We start from the raw sequence: 18,429 nt of genomic DNA, 5'->3' as shown, positions 1-18,429 counted from the left end.
TCAACGAGGCGGCACAAAATCTCGTAGGTTCTGATGTCAATATCTTGCGAAAACGCAGTTGACGGCCGGATCATCGCCCCTTCCGCTTGCGCCATTCGGCGAATTCCTGCCGGGGCGCTTCGCTTGTGGGCGGATAGAGGCCGATGATGGTGGCGCCGGCCAGCACCTTTTCGGTGACGAAATCCTCATATGCAGTCATTTCCACCGTTTCGTCGGCGATTTCGTCGGCAAGATGCGCGGGGATGACGATGACGCCTTCGTCGTCGCCGACCACCACGTCGCCCGGCCAGACCGGCACGTCGCCGCAGCCGATCGGCACATTGATGTCGAGGGCCTGGTTATGCGTCAGGTTCGTCGGCGCGGAAGGGCGGTGGTGATAGGCGCGGATGTCGAGCGCGGCGATTTCCGGACTGTCGCGGAAGCCCCCGTCGGTGACGACGCCCGCCACGCCGCGCACCATGAGGCGTGAGACGAGGATCGAGCCCGCCGATGCCGCCCGCGCGTCCTTGCGGCTGTCCATGACTAGCACGGCTCCGGGAGGGCAATGCTCGACAGCGGCGCGCTGCGGGTGGTCAGGGTTCTTGAAGACTTCGAGGCTGTTCAGATCCTCCCGCGCCGGGATATAGCGCAGGGTGAAGGCCTGTCCGACCATGTTCCGCTTTTTGGCGGAAAGAGGATGGACATCCTGAATGAACTGGTTGCGCAGGCCTCGCTTGTAGAGCGCCGTGGCAATCGTCGGCGTCGCGACGCCCATCAGTTTCTGGCGCGTGGCATCGCTCAAGACATAGCCGGTCATTGTATGCTCCTTTTAGTAGATATCGGGTTCGGCGGCGGTGGGGCCGAAACTGGTTTCAAGGAAATCGAAATCGGCGCCGGTATCCGCTTGGCCGACATGGCGGGCAAACATCCAGCCATAGCCGCGGCCGATCTTGTCCGCCGGCTTGACCCACGCGCGGCGGCGTTGCTCGAGTTCTTCGTCGCTAACCAGCATGTCGATGCGGCGCGCTTCGAGGTCGAGCCGCACGATGTCGCCGTTCTTCAGCAGCGCCAGCGGGCCGCCGACATGGGATTCCGGTGAGACATGCAGAATGCAGGCGCCATAGCTGGTGCCGCTCATGCGCGCATCGGAAAGACGAAGCATGTCGCGATGGCCTTGTTTCAGCAGCGCCTTGGGGATCGGCAGCATGCCCCATTCCGGCATTCCGGGGCCGCCTTGCGGTCCCGCGCCGCGTAGGACCATCACATGGTCGGGCGTGATGTCGAGATTCTCATCGTCCACCGCCGCCTTCATCTCGGGGTAGCTGTCGAAGACGAGGGCTGGGCCTTGATGCTTGTGGAAACGCGGATCGCAGGCGGCGGGTTTGATGACGGCCCCATTGGGGGCGAGATTGCCCTTCAGCACCGCAAGCGAGCCTTCGTGATAGACCGGATTGTCCAGCGAGCGGATGACATCGTCATTGAAACATTCCGCGCCTTCCAGGGTCTCGCCCAGCGTCCTGCCGGAAACGGTCATGGCCGAGAGGTCGAGGAGATCGCCCAGCTTCGCCATCAGGGCGCGCAGGCCGCCGGCATAGTAAAAATCCTCCATCAGGTAAGTCTTGCCGGTTGGGCGGATATTGGCGAGGACAGGCGTCTTCTTGCCCGCGCGGTCGAGATCGTCAAGCGTCAGGTCAATCCCCGCGCGCCGCGCCATCGCCAGCAGATGCACCACCGCATTGGTTGAGCAGCCCGTCGCCATGGCGACCGTGACGGCGTTGTGGACCGAGGCGGGGGTGATGATTTGCGAGGGAACCAGATCCTCCCACACCATCTCGACGATGCGGCGGCCGACGGCGGAGGACATGCGGATATGGTTGGAATCCGCCGCCGGGATCGAGCTTGCGCCCGGCAGGGTCAGGCCCAGTGCCTCGGCGATTGCGGTCATGGTGCTCGCGGTGCCCATGGTCATGCAATGGCCGTAGGAGCGGGCGATGCCGGCCTCCGCCTCGACCCATTCGCGTTCGCTCAAGAGCCCGGCGCGGCGCTCGTCCCAGAATTTCCACGCATCGGAGCCGGAGCCGAGCGGCTGGCCGCGGTAATTGCCGCGCAACATCGGCCCGGCGGGGAGATAGATCATGGGAAGCCCCATGCTGATGCCGCCCATGACGAGGCCGGGCGTTGTCTTGTCGCAGCCGCCCATCAGCACCGCCCCATCGACCGGGTGGGAGCGCAGAAGCTCTTCCGCTTCCATGGCCAGCATGTTGCGGTAGAGCATGGTCGTCGGCTTCACATAACTTTCGGAGAGCGACAGTGCCGGAAGCTCCAGCGGAAAACCACCCGCCTGCAGAATACCGCGTTTCACATCCTCCACCCGGTGCTTGAAATGGGCGTGGCAGGGATTGGCGTCCGACCATGTGTTGAGGATCGCGATGATGGGTTTTCCCATCCATTCTTCCAGCGCATAACCCATCTGCATGGTGCGGGAGCGGTGGCCGGAGCTTCTGAGGTCGTCGGGCGCGAACCAGCGCGCGCTGCGTAGCGCCTCGGCAGTCTTTTTCTGTTGCATGATCCTTGCCTTATAATTTGCGACGGGAATGGGAACGGCTCATTCCTTCATTCCCCATTTCTGGATCGTATGGCGCTCGATCGTCTGGAACACGAGGTTCTCGACGATCAGGCCTATGATGATGACGGTGAGAAGCCCGGCGAACACGGCCGGAATATCGAGCAGATTGCGGTTCTCGAAGATGAACCAGCCAAGCCCGCCCTGTCCGGAGGATACGCCGAAGACGAGTTCGGCGGCGATGAGCGTGCGCCAGGCGAAGGCCCAGCCGATCTTGAGGCCCGTAAGGATCGAAGGAAACGCCGCCGGCACGAGGATTTTGAGAACGTAGGAAAGACCGGTCAGCCCATAATTCGCGCCGACCATGCGCAGCGTTCGTGAAACCCCGAGAAAGCCGGAATGGGTGTTGAGCGCGACCGCCCAGAGCACCGAATGCACCAGCACAAAGACGAGGCTGGACGCGCCGAGGCCGAACCAGATCAGCGCCAGCGGCAGGAGCGAGATCGCAGGCAGCGGATTGAACATCGCCGTCATCGTCTCGAGGAAATCCGTACCGATCCGGGTGTTGATGGCGATAATGGTCAGCAGCGCCGCCAGCACCGTTCCCGTCGCATAGCCCATGCACAGCACCTGCAATGTGGTCCAGATGCGGCTCGGTAGGGTGCCGTCGGCGAAGCGGTCATAAAGCGTGATCAGTGTGTCGCTGAGGGTCGGAAACAGCAGCGGGTTGTCAAGATAGGTCGCATAGACCTGCCAGACGATCGCCAGGACGACGATCAAAACCGTCTTGCGGACCGCGCCGATGCCCCAGACCGTTTCGAATGGGCTGAGCTTCTGCTCGATCGCGCTTACATTGTCGAGCGGCTGGCCCGTTCCAGCCTCGGAGGCGAGGATGATCTGCGGAGAATTCATTACCTTACTCCCTGTGCCCCGGCTCGGACGAAAACAGCATGTTGTGGATGTCGCGCTCCAGCGCTGCCGCGCTGCCGTCGTCCGGACGGGCCTTGTCCACGTCCACCACCTCCGCCTTCACGCGGCCCGGATGGGGCGAGAGCAGGAGGATGCGGTTCGAGATTTTGATCGCCTCGGCAATCGAGTGGGTGACGAAGATGACGGTGAACTTCGTGTCTTCCCAAAGCTGCAGAAGCTCGTCCTGCATCTGGCGCCGGGTGAGGGCGTCAAGCGCGGCGAAGGGCTCGTCCATCAACAGGATGTCGGGCTGCATCGCCATGCCGCGGGCGATGGCGACGCGCTGCTTCATCCCGCCCGAGAGCGTATGGGGGTAGCTATCGACGGCGCGGGTGAGTTTTACCTTGTCTATGTAATCGCGCGCGATGGCTTCCGCTTCGTTCGTTGCCAGCTTGCGCGCCACGGTCAGCGGAAACATGACGTTTTCCAACACCGTCTTCCAGGGCATCAGCTGGTCGAATTCCTGAAACACCATCATCCGGTCGGGACCCGGGCGTTTCACCTGTCTTCCATTGATATGGATGCTCCCTGCGGATGGCTTCATATACCCGCCGATGGCCTTGAGCAGCGTGGACTTGCCGCAGCCGGAAGGACCGAGCAGCACGAACCGGTCCGACTGATCGACGCTGAAACTGACGCCTTCCGTCGCGGTGATCAGGAGATTGGGCGTCTTGTAGCGTAGCGTGACGCTGTCGACCTGAAGAAGCGGCCGGGTTTGCGGATTTGACCCGGCAATGGCCGCCGGCGTGACCTGCAACATGATTTTTACTCCCTGAGATAAGGCAGCGGCGTTGCCGCCGCTGCACGCCACTCAATTGCCGTTGAGATAGGCGGAGTCGGCCAAGTAATAGTCGGTCCATGCCTTCGGCATCGTCTTCAGTGTGCCGATCTTGTGGAGGTGCTCGGCGAACTTCATCGTGCCTTGCGGGTCGGTGCGCCACTCGTCCATATGCGGCTCTTTCAGCATGGCCATGAGGTCATCGAGGCTGGTCTTGTCGCCCGACACGGTCTTATAGGCTTCCAACGCCGATTTCGGATCTTTCTTGATGAAGGCGATGGCCTCCTCGGTCGCCGTTCGCAGCGCCTTCACCAGCTTCGGGTTGGCATCGGCAAAGTCGGTGGTGGTAAAGAAAGTCGCCTGCGTCAGCGCGCCGCCAAGAATCTCACGCGAGTCGATCACCTTGTGCACGCCCTGCTGTTTCAGTTCGACATATTGGAAAGGGGGCGCCGAGAAGTGATTGCGCACTTCATGCTGCGGATTGGCGATGGCCGCCACCGCATCGGGATGGCCGAGCTGAACCGTGTTCGGGTCGAACTTCTTGACCTCGCCATCCCCATACATCTTCGCCGCCGCCATCTGCAGCAGGATGGCCTGTGTCGAGACGCCGACGGTCGGTACCGCGATCTTGTCGCCGGGACCGATATCCTGAAGCGTTTTGATGCGCGGGTCGTTGGAAACCATGATCACCGGCTGGGCCGAACTGGTGATGATGCCCTTGACCTTGCCTCGCGTACGGTCCCAGAGCAGTAGCAGATTGCCGGTCCCCGTGTTGACGACATCGACATTGCCGGCCAGCAGCGCGTCGGTCTGCGCCCCGCCGCCGCTGAAGGTCCGCCACTCGACCTTGAGGTCAGGGACACCGTCGGCAGCGGCATGTTTCTCGATCAGCTTCTGCGTCTCCATCACATGGCTGGCGAGATAGAGAATGCCCGGCTGGCGGGTGATGGAAAGGGTGGTCTTCTCCTGGGTATGGCCTGCGCTTGCAAGGCCTAAAGCCATGGCGAGCGCAATCGCGCCGCCGATAAGTGGTCGCATGTGTTCCTCCCTGATTGTCGGACTGCTGTCCTCATCCGCCCCAAGGCTCCTCCCAAGGCGAACTAGATGCATTAAAGCACTAAAACATCAGTGCATCAATCCCCGTTTTGTGCTTTAACAGGTCTGACTTGAAAAGGAGCCTTTATGAGCGGAATGATCAGGGACAGCCAACTCGACCGGTCGCGGCAGGTCGCCTTGCAGATCCATGAAATCCTGCGGGACAGGATTCTTACAGTTGATCTGGTGCCGGGTACGGTGTTGTCACGCGCGTCGCTGCAACTGGAATTCGGGGTGAGCCAGACCCCGGTTCGCGATGCTCTGATGCGGTTGCAGGAGGAGGGGCTGGTCGATATCTATCCGCAATATGCAACCGTTGTGGCGAAGATCGACGTAAACCATGCGCGGCAGGCGCAGTTCATGCGGCTTTCCATAGAATTAGAGGCAGTACGGCGCCTGACGCTGGACTCTCCGGAGGAGACGGGCGCCAAGCTAAGCGTAGTCCTGCGGCAGCAGCAGGCGGTCGCTTCGCCGGAAACCTTCGATATCTACGACAGCCTCGACCGGGATTTTCACCGGACGCTTTATGAGCGAACGAACATCCTGCAATTATGGGCCAATGTCCGCCGCCAGAGCGTCCACCTCGACCGACTGCGGCGCCTCAATCTGCCTATGCCAGGCAAGTTGCAGACGGTGTTGGAGGATCATCAGGCTATCGTGGACGGCATCCGCTCCGGTGACCCGGAGAAGGCCACGGCGGCTTTGCGAAAACATCTCACAGGTACGCTCTCGATCATCGACCAAATCAGCGAAAAATTTCCGGATTATATCCGCAAGGAAGCGGCCTGAACGCTGCGGCGACGCGGTCTTCCGATGACCGACACCATGCGGCCTCGGCGCTGGCCTTCGAGGGTCAACCGTCTCGTGTCGGAGCTCCGCATTGCTGGAACTCGAACCGCTTTCTATCAAAGCCGGAACGCTCCCGGCTGGGCGGGGCTGTGATAAGCTCAGTGGCGCGTGCCGCGCAGACGTTGGCGCAGCGTAATCCAATGATCGAGCACGGTACGCCGCCAACGTGGCCAATGGGATTTGTCATTTCGGGCTGAGACAATTTCGACCTTCAGGCGCATCATCGCGCTCGCAGCAAGCACCGACGCGCGATGGCCGGGGCTGGCAAGCTGGGCGGAGGATACTGGCTGCTGCGTCGCCGGATAGCCTAGATACATCATAGCGGGCGCGCAAATCGTCTCGACTGCGGCGACATCGTCTGCAGTGAGTTTGTTCATGTATTTCTGCGTATTGTTGGCGAGCAACGGCTTGCCCAGATTCGTCCAAGACGTCGACAGTTCAGCATATCGCTGCGCTTCCGGATCGCGGGAGTGGTAATCGAGCATCCCAGGTTCATAGTGTTCTCTCAGGAACGCGCATAACCGTTCCAGCGTCGTGGCCGGCTCGCCAACGAGGTCCTCGTACCGTAGCAAATGTACGGCGCCGGGCAGCGCTTCGGCAAGCTGCATGCCACGCTCCTGCTGTTGTTGCCAAAGCCTTGCGGTACGCTCGGGATGGCACGGCAGAAACACCGACCCGCGGGCTGAAGCGGCGACATCGCGAGGATCTCGCACGAGCCATATGAAGCGCGCTCCGGGATAGACGGATCGAACCGCGTCGACATGATCGATCATGCCGAGGCTCTTGTCGCACCACCGTACCTTGCCGGCGGCCCGAGCATCCAGTTCACAGAGCGCAGCCATGACCCCGAAGACGCTACGCTGCGGAAGTGCGGCGAGTACATCCTCCGTACTGGGAACTTTCTTCCAGGGTACCGTGTGATTTGCTGCCAAGAGCCGGGCATCCCGGATGAGCGCCCGCATCTGCTTGTCATCGGACAGATCGCCATAGGTTGGCTGAAGCCGAGCGAGGGTCTGCATGATGTGAATTGGCCCCGATACCCGAATGCGACTGTGCGTATTCAGGATACGGGCCAGCAAATTGGTGCCGCTGCGCGCGGTTCCAATCACGATAATCGGGCTCTCCCGCTCCGCTTGCGAAGCGATGTTGTTGGACATGTTCCCCTCCCAGAGACGCTTAAGCACTGAATCAGTTTCTTTTATCCAAACATCGCTCATTGGGGCGATATCAGGCCATCAGGAATATTAGATAAGATAATGTATAACGATAACTCATGTACCTTTTCCCTTCATCTGTGTCGCTGCAGCCGTCATCGTCTGGCTCCCGAGTCCTGCAGAGTGGATCGCTATTACATTTACTTCGCTGATTTTATGAAATCGAGAAATGCCCGTAGGGGAGATGGCACCAAGCGACGTCCGGAGTAATGGGGAAAAGACGGCCACTAATCCCGCAGAACGAGCGCCAGCGTTCCGGCTGCAAGGCTTGGCCGCAACCATTCCTCGAAGCGCGCAACGATACCTGATCTAGATTGCGCCGTTTCAATGATTATAGCTCCCTGCCCGGCAATAGCGGAGCGTAACAGGCATCGAGAACCGCGCGACGGTGTGACTGCGCGCCGTCAGCGTTTGCGCGCCACGACATAAGGCCGGTTCTCGTTGCCTTTGGTCGCATGGTTTTCGATGGCAAGCACGTCGAAACCTGCGGCACGCATCAGCTCGCAAAGCTCCGTTGCGCGGAAAACACCGGCGTAAGGCGCCATGCCGATCGCGCGCATTGCGGGCAGCAAGGCTATCCGGATGAGCGGGTTCATGTCTCCCAGGCACGGTGTTTTCGAAATGTACAGGCCCCTTGGAACGAGTAGGGTATGAATATGTCGCAAGGCGCTGGACAGGTCACGGACCAGGTGAAGATAATTAAAGCCCAGGACCGCGTCGAACGGTCCGGCCTCTGGGGAGATGGTCTCCGCCGTTGCGGTCTGAAACGCCAGTTCGGGGATGGCGGAAACGCTGTACTTCTCCCTAGCGATTTCGATCATCTCGGCGGAAAAGTCCGTCGCAAGATAGCTTTGTACATCGCCAGCCAGCGTCAGAGCCGTTGTCCCGGTGCCGCAGCCCAGTTCGAGCACCCGGTCGTTCGGCTTCAGCAAGGCACGCGTCCGATCGAGCGTTCGCGCATAACCGGCCGGATCCGCTATCGCGCCCTTGGCATATTTCCGTGATGATCTGTCCCAGAAACGGGCGTCGCTCGCGATGCTCACAAAAACATTCCTTCGAAGTTCAGCGCCGGGCAGGATAAATCTGCCTCGACCCGCAGCGCAACGCCATATCTTTAAGGCTACGATCCAGCAGTTTACCGGAAAACTCCGGCCTCCACGTCGAGCATAAAGCGGCTCATCAGAGCTGCGCACTCTCTATGATGAGTTTCCAGAAGCTGATGCGCGCTTTCGAAGACGTGGATTTCCACCGCATCGAGCGTTCGATGAAAGGCCATGATCTCGTTGATGTCGAAGTAAGGATCGTGCCTTCCCCACGGTACGAGGCAGAGCGGTTGGTGCTTGCGGTGATAGGTGCGGATGGCCGGAAAGCGTTTGATGTGTGACCCGTAATCCGAGAATATCTTGAACTGGATATCGATCACTCCGATGAGCTATCGCGCCGGGCTGCTCTATCTGTTCGATAATGGCGTAGCGCCTTACGTCAGTTACTTCACCTCATTCGAGCCCTCGACCAGCGTCGGAGCCAATGGCAATCCGCTTCAGCCAACGGAAGCCCAACAATATGAGGTGGGTATCAAATATCAGCCGACGGGGCTCGATACCGTCTTCACACTGTCCGCTTTCGATATCCGCCAGCAGAATGTCGTCTACTTCAACGCGGCAACCGGCTTCAACGAGCAGCAGGGCGAGATCCATTCGCGCGGCGTGGAATTTGAGGCAAGAGGCAATTTAACCGGCAATCTGGAACTGATCGCCAAGCTCTCCCTCCTTGATACGGAGATCTTCGAATCCAGCATCGTGTCGATCATCGGCAACCGGCCGCAGGCCGTGCCGCGCTATTAAGGCTCGCTCTGGGCAAACTACACTGTCGATACCGGCGCGCTGGAAGGATTGAGCATCGGCGGGGGCGTTCGTTTCGTCGGATCCAGCTACAGCAACGACGCCAATACGGTGAAGGCTGATGGCTACACGCATCGACGCCGCGCTCCGCTACGATTTCGGAGCGAAGAACCCAGGCCTGAAAGGGCTTGAGGCGACGCTCAATGCGACCAACCTCACCGACGAGGAATATTATTCCTCCTGCAGTTCCGACTATTATTGCCAGTACGGAAACGGACGTACGGTGCTGGCGGGTCTCCGGTACAAATGGTGAGGCAGCCTCGATAATGACACGACGCAGGCCTGGGTGCCGTCGACGGTGTGGCCGAGATGCCAGCCGCCGTCGTCGCAATGATTACTAGGTTCGACTTTAACTTGGCCACCCGCGTCCATTTCTCATCATCAGGATGAGAAACGGTGCACCGACAAGCGCAGATACCAGGCCGGCCGGCACCTGATAGGGATAGGCGATGGTGCGGCCCAGCCAATCGGCCAGCACCATGAGCGCCGCGCCGATGGCCGCCGCGCCGGCGGTCTGGGGCAGGGCCCTGACGAGGCCGGCCTCCCGCGCCAGATGCGGCGCCATCAGGCCGATGAAACTCAGCGGCCCGACACAGACCGTGGCGGCCGCGCTCAGGAGACCCGCAAGGCCGAACAGGATGAGACGGGACTGCGTGATCCTGACGCCGATGGCAGCCGCCGGTGTCGTACCCAGGGGCAGCAGCTCCAGCCACCGGCGTGCCAGAAGTACGCCCGCCAGCAGCGGCAACGCCACGGCCATGGCGGCCAGCGCCGAACCGGCACCGACATTATAGGTCGAGCCGCTCATCCAGCGCATGAGCAGCAGCGCGCGCGGGTCGCCGCTGGAGGCAAGGACGCCGACCACCGCATCCATCATGGCGCTGAGCGCGATCCCGGCAAGGAGCACGCGCTCGGGCGCAAGCCCCGACCGCAAGGCAAGGACGAAGATGACCATCATGACGCCGAGAGCGCCGATGGCGGCGAAGCCGAGCTGGCCGAGAATGCCTGGAGAGGCAACGAGGAAGACAGCGGCCATCAAGCCGAAGGTCGCGCCCGCGCTGATGCCGAGAACCTCGGGGCTGGCCATCTCGTTGCCGGTCATTCTCTGGAGAATGACACCGGCGGCGGCGAGCATGGCGCCGGAGGCTATCGCCGCCAGCACCTTGGGCGCCCGCAGCGGCAACAGCGTGTCCATGAGGTGGGGGCCGAGCCAGTTCCAGCCGCCATCGAGGGACCTGCCGGCAAAGAGGCCGATCAGGATCATGCCGGCGAGCGCCAGGCAGATCATCACGAATAGCCGCCGGCGCGGCAGCGAAGACATCTTGATCCTGCGGCTTGCTTCGAGCGCCCTGTGCCGGATTTTCAGGCGAGGCAGAAGCAGGAGCAGGAGCGGTGAGCCGAAGACCGCCGTGACCGCTCCGGTCGGCAGAAAATCGCCGAGATCGCCGGCGAACACCTGAATCGTCGCATCGGCCAGAACCAGCAGCGCTCCGCCGATGAGCGTGGACCAGACGAGAAATTCCCCGGTGCGGCGCGCGCCGGCAAGGCGCGCGGTGATGGGCGCGAGGAGGCCGATGAAACCGATGACGCCGACGGCGCTCGTCGTGATGGCGGAAAGGGTGACGGCGACGGAAATCGCCACCAGCCGGAGCCGCCGCAGCCTGACGCCAAGCGCCGAGGCATTGCTTTCGCCCAGTTCCAGTAGGGACATCGGACGCACGATGAGCGCGCAAATGGCGGCAAGGAGAACGGTCTTCCACAGCAGCGACAGAGTAATGTCCCAGCTCTGCTGGGCGAGCGACCCGGCGCCCCAGATGAAAAGGCTGGCGAGATAACGGTCGTTGAGCAGCGTCAGGATCGCCGCGAGCGAGCCGCACCAAAGGCTGACGACCATACCCGACAGGACGAGGACAAACGGGGAGAAGCCGCGGCGGGCGCCAAGGCTCATCACGATTGCCGCGGCGATGGCGCTGCCGGCCAGCGCCACCAGATCGCGTCCAAGCCCCAGCAGGCCGGGGAAGAACAGCAGAGCAATGACGAGTGACAGATTGGCGCCCGCCGAGATGCCGAGCGTGGTCGGCGAAGCAAGCGGATTGCGCAGGACCTGCTGGAACAGGGCGCCGGACAAGGACGTCGCGGCACCGACGATGAACGCCACCGCCAATCGCGGCAGCGTCGAATAGAGAAGCACCATGCGGCTGGTGTCATAGGCGGCGTTGGCATCGTCCTTGAACCCCGCCGCGACCAGCGACCATATGGAGGGCGTGGAGAGCAGCAGAAGGGTGATGACAACCGAAGCGGGGCCGAGACGCAGCCTTGCGAGAGCGCCCGTCATGCCCGCCGCTCCAGAAGATCGGTCAACAGGCCGGCGAACCGCATGGCTTCATTGACCATGCCGAACATCAGCGTCGGCGGCAGCACAGCGAACTGGCCGGGCCTTGAAAATGGCAGCGCCTGCCACAGGGGGCTTCGGGCGAGCTTCGGAAGCACCTCTCCGGGAACGGGATCGAAAGCAATGAGCATCGCATCGGAATCGGTGACGCGCGCCAGTTCCTCGATGGAAATCGTCTGGAAACCCCAATAATTGGAGGGCTCCTTCCATGCGTTTTGCACACCGATCCTTTCCAGCACATTGTGAAACAGGCCGGGTGAGCCATAAATCCGCGCATGGCGGGCATCCATGAAATTGACGAGCGTCACGGCTGGGGGCGACCGGCGGGCAAGCCGCGCACGGCAATTCTCGAAAAAGGCGTCGGCGCGTGTCAGGAATGCTTCCGCCTCGGCGTCCCGTCCGATTTCCGCTCCGAGCTTGCGGGTCGCCGCGATGGAAGCCGTCAGGATCGCGCCGCTATCGGGTGTGAAAATCTCGTACCGGGAGACTTTGCCATAGGGCGTAACGATCGGCGTTATCTGGTCAAGATAAGGCGTCATCAGGATGATGTCGGGCCTGATTTGCGCAAGGACTTCGACATTGACCTCCATCGTATTGCCGAGATCGATGACGCTCGAGGGCATGGCCGGCTCGACCACCCAGCGGCCCCAATCCGCGAGATCGGAAATGGCCGCCGGCACCACGCCGAGCGAAAGCAGCGTCGAAGAGAGGCCGTAGTCGAGGCTGACGATGCGCAGCGAAGGAGCCGCCCATGAGAGACGCGGCATTGCCGTCGCGGCGGCGGCAAGGAGGAGGCTTCGTCGGGTCAGATGCAGCATCTTACTGGACATAGGCAAGCGGCGTGTTGAGACCCGGCGCGGGGAGCGTACCCATGCTGAGGCCGTAAATCGTTTTCAACTGCTCCGGCTCGACGATGGATGCGGGTGTGCCGCTGGCGACGACCTGCCCGTTCTTCAGCGCATGAATGCGGTCGCAGAAACGCGCCGCCATGTTGATATCGTGCAGCACGACGATGACGCTGAGCCCGCTGGAATGACAGAGTCCGCGCACGAGCGACAGGATTTCCATCTGATGGGCGATGTCGAGCGCCGCCGTCGGCTCGTCCAGCAGCAGGCACTCGCTGTCCTGCGCAATCAGCATGGCAATCCAGACGCGCTGGCGTTCCCCGCCCGAAAGCGTGCCGACCAGCCGGGCGGCAAGGCCTTCGATGCGGGTTGCGGCAAGGGCGGCCTCGACCTTCTCCGCATCGCGCGCCGAGAAGCGGCCCAGCGCTCCATGCCATGGATAGCGCCCGCAGGCCACGAGCTCACGGACGGTCATGTCCGCCCCGGCGCCGATATCCTGCGGCAGATAAGCGACGCGCCTTGCAAAATCGCGTTCGGCGAGCTTGTCGAGATCCTCATCGAAGACTTGGATACGGCCAGCGGTTGGCTTCTGCTGCCGTGCCATGATCCGCATCAGCGTGGATTTGCCCGAGCCGTTATGGCCCAGAATGCCGATGAGTTCGCCCTTTGGAAAGGGAAGCGAGACGTCGCGCAGAATCGCCTTGCCGTCAATGGTCAGGGAAAGCCCCTCCACCCGGAAGGCGCAGGCTCCCGGCCTGGCCGTCGGCCCCCGATCTTGCCGCGTTTCGCTCATTCGTCCCTCCATCGTGTGATGGCGGGATTACAAAATATGAGTTTTTATATCAAGTATGAAAACGATCCGCGACATTCTCGCACAAGCTTGATCCGAAACGCGGATTTTAAGTTGACTCTTTTTGTCCTGTTTTATTAATTCCGGCCTGCAGTGCGTCGGCCAGCGGGCGAAACACTGCTTGATGTGGGTCTGAAGAGGGGACGAGAGATGATGGTTGGCGGGCAGGCTGGACTGCGTTCGTTGGCGAAACGGTTGATTGCGAGCAGTGCCTTGATAACGGTAACGGCCGGTACGGGCTGGGCGCAGGACGGCGAAGCAATCCAACTGCAGACCATCGTGGTCGATGGAAAATCGGATCGCGCGGGCGGACCGGATCGCACCATCGTCGCCAAGAATACTGCTACTGGTACCAAGACGGACACTCCGGTGGTCGATGTGCCGGCTTCCGTTTCCGTCGTGACGCAGAAGGAGATGGAGACGCGCAATGTGGAGAATCTCCAGCAGGCGGTCGCCTACACATCGAGCGTTTTGACCGATGAGTTCGGCAATGACGACCGGTACGACTATATCCGTATTCGCGGCTTCGACCAGACCTCGCTCGGCACCTATCGCGACGGGCTGGCGGCGCGCATTCCCGCCTGGTTCACCGCCAGCCGCCTCGAACCCTATGGCCTCCAGCGCGTCGAGGTGCTGAAGGGATCGACCTCGACGCTTTTCGGCCTCAACGGTCCGGGCGGTCTCGTCAACGCCATCACGAAACGGCCGCTGGATGAGAAGCATGGCGAAATCTACACCTCCCTCGGCGACGGCACCAGGGAAGCGGGGATGGATTTCGGGGGGCCGGTCGATGCCGACGGCGTGTGGAGCTATCGCCTGACCGGGCTCGTCAAGGATGGCGATCTTGGGCGGGATTATTCCCGCGACGACCGCATCTATATCGCGCCGGCGCTGACGATAAAGCCGGAAGAGGGCACCTCGCTCACCATCCTAACCGATTATTACAAGCGCGACGGCACCGGCGCCCGTGGGTTTCCGGTTGGCTCCGGCCTCGATATCGATACTTTCCTCGGCGAACCGGACTTCAACCGCTTCAATACGGAGCAGGTCGATATTGGCTATCAGTTCGAGCATGCGTTCAATGACAGCCTGACGTTCCGCTCGAACGCCCGCTATACACATCTCAGCCTCGATTATGCCGAAGTCTACGGCGCATCATTCGATCCAACCGCGGATCGAACGGCCTATTCGGTGGACGGCATGTCCAACCGTTATGCCTTCGACAACCAGCTGCAATACGATACGGCAGGGGAGCGGATCGAGAGCAAGACGCTCGTCGGTGTCGATTATACCAACGACAACACGCACGAAAAGATATTGCTGGGCACGGCGGGGCCCATCGACATCTATAATCCGGTTTATTGCGGGCTCTCCTGTATCAATCTCGGCCCCTATGTGAACTGGCGCGTCAGGCAGCAGGCGGTCGGCCTGTATGCGCAGGAGCAGCTCACCTTCGATGACCGCTGGATCGTAACCCTGGGCGGGCGCTGGGACCATGTCCGCACCAAGGCGGATTACCCGGATAAAGGAACGCGGGACGATGACACGGCTTCCGATTTCACCAGCCGCGTCGGGCTGACCTACAAGATCACGCCGGATTTTGCCGTCTATGCGAATTACTCGGAGAGCTTCCAGCCGCTGGTGGCGCAAACCGCTAATGGATATACCATGACGGGCGAGTTGAAGCCCCAGGAGGGCAGGCAATATGAGGTCGGCCTCAAATACAAGCCGGAAGGGTTTGACGGCCTGTTCACGGTGGCTCTGTTCGACCTGACGCAGACCAATGTGCCGACCTATGTGACGCCGCTCGTGCAGGAGCAGATCGGCAAGGTCGGCGTGCGCGGCATAGAGCTGGAAGGGAAGGCAGCAATCGCCGACAATCTCAACCTGACGCTCGCCTATTCCTATTGGGATTCAGAAATCCGCGAAGATGGGATCGGCGGCAATACCGGCAACCGCCCCTCCCGCGTGCCCAGGCACCTTGCATCGGCGTGGCTCGATTATACGATCCCGGGAGAAGGCAAGCGCGGCGACCTGACGCTCGGCGGCGGCGTGCGCTATATCGGCCAGAGCTATGGCGACGATGCCAACACCGTCTCGATCGGAGGCTACACCCTCGTTGACGCCGCCGTTAGCTACAAGGTGACGGACGATGTGACCCTGGCCGTGAACGCCACCAATCTGTTCGACCGAAAATATATCGCGAGCAGCTATTACGGGACTGAATATTATGGCGACCGGCGCAAGATCGTCGGCACGTTGAAATATTCATGGTGAGGGTGTGGGCTATATGATTTACTCTAATTTAACCATTCGCCTTCCCATTCCTGCACGAAATGATCCGTTCCGATCTGCCGGAACGGGCGCATTTGCGGCTGATAATCAGTGGGGCGGATGGGGCTTTTCAGTTCGCTGACCTTCAGGACGGGGCGGTTGTCGCGGCGGGAGGGGTCGGGGACCGGAACGGCTGAAAGCAGGCGTTTGGTATAGGGGTGCTGGGGATTGCCGAAAATATCGGCGCGGGGGCCGATTTCGACGATCTCGCCCAGATACATGACGGCGACGCGATGGCTGATCCGCTCGACCACGGCCATATCATGGCTGATGAACAGGAAGGCCAGTCCCAATTCCCGCTGCAAATCCAGCATGAGATTGACCACCTGCGCCTTGATGGAAACATCGAGCGCGGAAACCGCCTCGTCGGCGACGATCAGCTTGGGGCGCAGCGAGAGCGCGCGGGCGATGGAGATACGCTGGCGCTGGCCGCCGGAGAATTCATGCGGATAGCGATCCGATACGTGCGGATCGAGGCCCACCTGCCGCAGCAATTCGCGGGCCCGTTCCCGCGCCTCCGCACGGCTGCCGATGCCATGGGCGACGATTGGCTCGGCGATCACTTCTCCAACTTTCATGCTCGGATTGAGGCTGGCGAACGGGTCCTGAAAAATGAGCTGCATGTCGCGGCGGCGGTCGCGGAAAGCCGACGCGCTTAAGGAGAGGATGTCTTCGCCGTTCAGCCGGATTTCGCCCGAGGTCGGATCGTTGAGGCGCATGATCGCCCGTCCGGTCGTCGATTTCCCGCAGCCGGATTCGCCCACCAGCGCCAGCGTCTCGCCTTCGGCAAGGCTGAACGAGACGTTTTCCACCGCATGGACACGGCCGACGATACGGCGGAAAAGCCCTTTGTGAATATCGAAATATTTGCGCAAATCCCTGACTTCCAGCACGGGTTTTGCGTCCTCCGCCGGGCCGGGGGAGGGCGCATTGTCTTCCGCGTTTAGCGGCAGGCCGGTGCTGCGGTCGATCTCCACGAATTTTTTGGGCCGCGCCTCGCCCTGCATCGAGCCGAGCTTGGGCACCGCCGACAGCAAGGCGCGCGTATAGGGATGTTTCGGCGCGTTGAATATATCTTCGGTCGCGCCGCTTTCGACGATGCGGCCATTGAGCATAACGATTGTCCGGTCGGCGATTTCGGCAACCACGCCCATATCGTGGGTGATGAAGAGGACGGCCATGCCCTCTTCCCGCTGCAACTCGCGGATGAGGTCGAGAATCTGCGCCTGAATGGTCACGTCGAGCGCGGTGGTCGGCTCGTCGGCGATCAAGAGCTTCGGGCGGCAGGCGAGCGCCATGGCGATCATCACCCGCTGGCGCATACCGCCCGAAAGACGGTGCGGGTAGTCGTGAATGCGGGTTGCAGGCGACGGGATGCGGACGCGCTCCATCAGCCGCACTGCTTCGGCCTCAGCTTCCGCCTTGCCCATGCCGCGATGCGTCATCAGGACTTCCGCGAGCTGGAAGCCGATGGTGAGGCTGGGATTGAGCGAGGTCATCGGCTCCTGAAAGATCATCGCGATCTCATTGCCGCGGATGCGCCTCATCCCGGCATCGTCCATGCTGCTCAAGGATTTTCCTGCAAAACGGATATCCCCTTCGACCCGGCTGCTGCCTGATAACAACAGCCGCAAGAGCGCCAGCGAGGTGACGCTCTTGCCCGAGCCGGATTCGCCGACAATGGCCACGGTGGTTCCCGCCTCGATGGCAAAGGAGATGTCGTGGACGACGGTCGTCCACCGTCCATCGCTTAAGAAAGAGACGCTGAGGTTCTGGACGGAAAGCAGCTCGTCTTGCATTGGACTTTCTTTCACACGAAAAAGCTGGCGAGAAAGCGCAGGCAGATGAAAAGAAGAAACAGGCCGAAGGCGACTTCGAGTTTCCGTTTCGGCCAGCTATGCGCCAGTTTTACGCCGATCGGCGCCGCCCATATGCTTGTCGGGATGAAAAGCACGAGGCCGATGAGCGACACATAGCCGAGCGCCATGGGCGGTTGCAGCGCAGCCACGTCGGGGAATTCGGCGGCGCGCGGCCAGCCCGCGTAAATATAGCCGAGCGCGCCCGGAATGGAGATGAGGACGCCAAGCCCGGAAGATGTCGCCACCGCCTGATGGATGGGGCGGTTGTAGAAGGTCATGAACAGGTTGGAGAGCTGGCCGCCGCCGATACCCATCAGCGAAGACAGCAAGCCTATCACCACGCCGACGCCGCGAACCGCCATCTTGCCGGGCACGGTATCGCCAAGCCGCCAGCCATCCTTGCCGAAGAGCAGCCGGATGGCCGAAACACCGGCCACGGCCACGAAGACCGCCTTGAACAGTTCCTCCGGCGCGTAGCGGGCAATGAAGCTGCCGATGATGACGCCGATGACCACGGGAACGGCCCAAACCCGGAGCAGGCTCACATCCACTATGCCGCGCGCCAGATGCGCCTTATAGGAACGGATCGAGGTGGGTATGATGATGGCGAGTGAGGTGCCGACGCAAAGCGGCATCCGCACCGCCTCGGGCACGTCCATTGAGCGGAACAGCTCGTAGAGGATGGGAACGATAACGGTCCCGCCGCCGACGCCGAAGAGCCCGGCGAGAATGCCGGTGACGCCGCCCGCGATGAGAAGGCCGGTTCCCAGCCACAGCATCTCGTAAAGATCGAGCCCCATG

Annotated in this window: 17 protein-coding genes; 4 read left to right on the top strand and 13 right to left on the bottom strand. The window is 61.4% G+C overall.

The window, feature by feature from the left end:
• Positions 1 to 70: 70 nt before the first annotated feature.
• From ACOWVG_RS16490 to ACOWVG_RS16470, 5 genes are read right to left on the bottom strand one after another with little or no spacing between them, the layout of a single operon-like run.
• The gene (locus ACOWVG_RS16490; RefSeq protein WP_420963408.1) at positions 71 to 796 is read right to left on the bottom strand and encodes a ribonuclease activity regulator RraA; all 726 of its coding nucleotides are present in this window, start codon (positions 794 to 796) and stop codon (positions 71 to 73) included.
• 12 nt (positions 797 to 808) lie between these two features.
• Positions 809 to 2,545 carry an L-arabinonate dehydratase gene (gene araD / locus ACOWVG_RS16485; RefSeq protein ID WP_420963407.1) on the bottom strand — a complete coding sequence of 579 codons (1,737 nt, stop codon included), beginning with the start codon at positions 2,543 to 2,545 and terminating at the stop codon, positions 809 to 811.
• Between the two features lie 39 nt (positions 2,546 to 2,584).
• On the bottom strand, positions 2,585 to 3,454 hold the full coding sequence (locus ACOWVG_RS16480) for an ABC transporter permease (protein WP_420963406.1): 870 nt from the start codon (positions 3,452 to 3,454) through the stop codon (positions 2,585 to 2,587).
• A gap of 4 nt (positions 3,455 to 3,458) precedes the next feature.
• The gene (locus ACOWVG_RS16475) at positions 3,459 to 4,271 is read right to left on the bottom strand and encodes an ABC transporter ATP-binding protein (protein WP_420963405.1); all 813 of its coding nucleotides are present in this window, start codon (positions 4,269 to 4,271) and stop codon (positions 3,459 to 3,461) included.
• Between the two features lie 51 nt (positions 4,272 to 4,322).
• On the bottom strand, positions 4,323 to 5,327 hold the full coding sequence (locus tag ACOWVG_RS16470) for an ABC transporter substrate-binding protein (RefSeq protein ID WP_420963404.1): 1,005 nt from the start codon (positions 5,325 to 5,327) through the stop codon (positions 4,323 to 4,325).
• A 144-nt stretch (positions 5,328 to 5,471) separates the two neighbouring features.
• Here ACOWVG_RS16470 and ACOWVG_RS16465 point away from each other — a divergent pair, with 144 nt between their 5' ends.
• Positions 5,472 to 6,173 carry a GntR family transcriptional regulator gene (locus tag ACOWVG_RS16465; protein ID WP_420963403.1) on the top strand — a complete coding sequence of 234 codons (702 nt, stop codon included), beginning with the start codon at positions 5,472 to 5,474 and terminating at the stop codon, positions 6,171 to 6,173.
• Positions 6,174 to 6,331: 158 nt separating this feature from the next.
• On the opposite strand, the gene ACOWVG_RS16460 is transcribed toward ACOWVG_RS16465, so the two are convergent.
• From ACOWVG_RS16460 to ACOWVG_RS16450, 3 genes are all read right to left on the bottom strand, one after another.
• The gene (locus ACOWVG_RS16460) at positions 6,332 to 7,390 is read right to left on the bottom strand and encodes a sulfotransferase family protein (protein WP_420963402.1); all 1,059 of its coding nucleotides are present in this window, start codon (positions 7,388 to 7,390) and stop codon (positions 6,332 to 6,334) included.
• A 461-nt stretch (positions 7,391 to 7,851) separates the two neighbouring features.
• Entirely contained in the window at positions 7,852 to 8,523 is a 672-nt protein-coding gene (locus ACOWVG_RS16455) for a class I SAM-dependent methyltransferase (protein ID WP_420963446.1), read from the bottom strand.
• A 59-nt stretch (positions 8,524 to 8,582) separates the two neighbouring features.
• Entirely contained in the window at positions 8,583 to 8,870 is a 288-nt protein-coding gene (locus tag ACOWVG_RS16450) for a hypothetical protein (RefSeq protein ID WP_420963401.1), read from the bottom strand.
• Between the two features lie 4 nt (positions 8,871 to 8,874).
• On the opposite strand from ACOWVG_RS16450, the gene ACOWVG_RS16445 reads away from it, so the two are divergent.
• On the top strand, positions 8,875 to 9,291 hold the full coding sequence (locus ACOWVG_RS16445) for a TonB-dependent receptor domain-containing protein (RefSeq protein WP_420963400.1): 417 nt from the start codon (positions 8,875 to 8,877) through the stop codon (positions 9,289 to 9,291).
• A gap of 118 nt (positions 9,292 to 9,409) precedes the next feature.
• The gene (locus ACOWVG_RS16440; protein ID WP_420963399.1) at positions 9,410 to 9,601 is read left to right on the top strand and encodes a hypothetical protein; all 192 of its coding nucleotides are present in this window, start codon (positions 9,410 to 9,412) and stop codon (positions 9,599 to 9,601) included.
• Between the two features lie 96 nt (positions 9,602 to 9,697).
• Here the strand turns inward: ACOWVG_RS16440 and fhuB are convergent, their stop codons facing one another.
• Genes fhuB through ACOWVG_RS16425 form a run of 3 tightly spaced genes read right to left on the bottom strand, consistent with a single transcriptional unit; the run spans position 9,698 to position 13,378 of the window.
• Positions 9,698 to 11,683: a Fe(3+)-hydroxamate ABC transporter permease FhuB gene (gene fhuB, locus ACOWVG_RS16435; RefSeq protein ID WP_420963398.1), complete on the bottom strand. Its 1,986-nt coding sequence runs from the start codon at positions 11,681 to 11,683 to the stop codon at positions 9,698 to 9,700.
• Positions 11,680 to 12,555: an ABC transporter substrate-binding protein gene (locus ACOWVG_RS16430; RefSeq protein WP_420963445.1), complete on the bottom strand. Its 876-nt coding sequence runs from the start codon at positions 12,553 to 12,555 to the stop codon at positions 11,680 to 11,682. The genes fhuB and ACOWVG_RS16430 overlap by 4 nt, the downstream gene beginning before the upstream one ends.
• A gap of 4 nt (positions 12,556 to 12,559) precedes the next feature.
• Complete coding sequence (locus ACOWVG_RS16425) at positions 12,560 to 13,378, bottom strand: ABC transporter ATP-binding protein (protein ID WP_420963397.1); 819 nt, start codon at positions 13,376 to 13,378, stop codon at positions 12,560 to 12,562.
• Positions 13,379 to 13,585: 207 nt separating this feature from the next.
• Between ACOWVG_RS16425 and ACOWVG_RS16420 the strand changes: the two genes are divergently transcribed.
• Positions 13,586 to 15,712 carry a TonB-dependent siderophore receptor gene (locus ACOWVG_RS16420; protein ID WP_420963396.1) on the top strand — a complete coding sequence of 709 codons (2,127 nt, stop codon included), beginning with the start codon at positions 13,586 to 13,588 and terminating at the stop codon, positions 15,710 to 15,712.
• A gap of 23 nt (positions 15,713 to 15,735) precedes the next feature.
• Here the strand turns inward: ACOWVG_RS16420 and ACOWVG_RS16415 are convergent, their stop codons facing one another.
• Positions 15,736 to 17,568 carry an ABC transporter ATP-binding protein gene (locus tag ACOWVG_RS16415; RefSeq protein WP_420963395.1) on the bottom strand — a complete coding sequence of 611 codons (1,833 nt, stop codon included), beginning with the start codon at positions 17,566 to 17,568 and terminating at the stop codon, positions 15,736 to 15,738.
• An 11-nt stretch (positions 17,569 to 17,579) separates the two neighbouring features.
• A complete protein-coding gene (locus ACOWVG_RS16410) occupies positions 17,580 to 18,428 on the bottom strand; it encodes a sulfite exporter TauE/SafE family protein (RefSeq protein ID WP_420963394.1) in 849 nt (282 codons plus the stop codon).
• Position 18,429 lies beyond the last annotated feature (1 nt).

The sequence above is a fragment of the Brucella sp. IR073 genome (assembly GCF_049065735.1).
GTDB lineage: Bacteria > Pseudomonadota > Alphaproteobacteria > Rhizobiales > Rhizobiaceae > Paramesorhizobium.
This window is presented reverse-complemented; position numbering and strand designations above follow the sequence as displayed.

Bases quoted from the DNA above. Each gene is read 5' to 3' on its own strand.
- ACOWVG_RS16415 (WP_420963395.1), bottom strand. From the start codon at position 17,568: ATGCAAGACGAGCTGCTTTCCGTCCAGAACCTCAGCGTCTCTTTCTTA.
- ACOWVG_RS16465 (WP_420963403.1), top strand. From the start codon at position 5,472: ATGAGCGGAATGATCAGGGACAGCCAACTCGACCGGTCGCGGCAGGTC.
- ACOWVG_RS16425 (WP_420963397.1), bottom strand. From the start codon at position 13,378: ATGAGCGAAACGCGGCAAGATCGGGGGCCGACGGCCAGGCCGGGAGCC.
- ACOWVG_RS16470 (WP_420963404.1), bottom strand. From the start codon at position 5,327: ATGCGACCACTTATCGGCGGCGCGATTGCGCTCGCCATGGCTTTAGGC.
- ACOWVG_RS16460 (WP_420963402.1), bottom strand. From the start codon at position 7,390: ATGTCCAACAACATCGCTTCGCAAGCGGAGCGGGAGAGCCCGATTATC.
- araD (WP_420963407.1), bottom strand. From the start codon at position 2,545: ATGCAACAGAAAAAGACTGCCGAGGCGCTACGCAGCGCGCGCTGGTTC.
- ACOWVG_RS16475 (WP_420963405.1), bottom strand. From the start codon at position 4,271: ATGTTGCAGGTCACGCCGGCGGCCATTGCCGGGTCAAATCCGCAAACC.
- ACOWVG_RS16490 (WP_420963408.1), bottom strand. From the start codon at position 796: ATGACCGGCTATGTCTTGAGCGATGCCACGCGCCAGAAACTGATGGGC.
- ACOWVG_RS16440 (WP_420963399.1), top strand. From the start codon at position 9,410: ATGGCTACACGCATCGACGCCGCGCTCCGCTACGATTTCGGAGCGAAG.
- ACOWVG_RS16420 (WP_420963396.1), top strand. From the start codon at position 13,586: ATGATGGTTGGCGGGCAGGCTGGACTGCGTTCGTTGGCGAAACGGTTG.
- ACOWVG_RS16480 (WP_420963406.1), bottom strand. From the start codon at position 3,454: ATGAATTCTCCGCAGATCATCCTCGCCTCCGAGGCTGGAACGGGCCAG.
- fhuB (WP_420963398.1), bottom strand. From the start codon at position 11,683: ATGACGGGCGCTCTCGCAAGGCTGCGTCTCGGCCCCGCTTCGGTTGTC.
- ACOWVG_RS16410 (WP_420963394.1), bottom strand. From the start codon at position 18,428: ATGGGGCTCGATCTTTACGAGATGCTGTGGCTGGGAACCGGCCTTCTC.
- ACOWVG_RS16445 (WP_420963400.1), top strand. From the start codon at position 8,875: ATGAGCTATCGCGCCGGGCTGCTCTATCTGTTCGATAATGGCGTAGCG.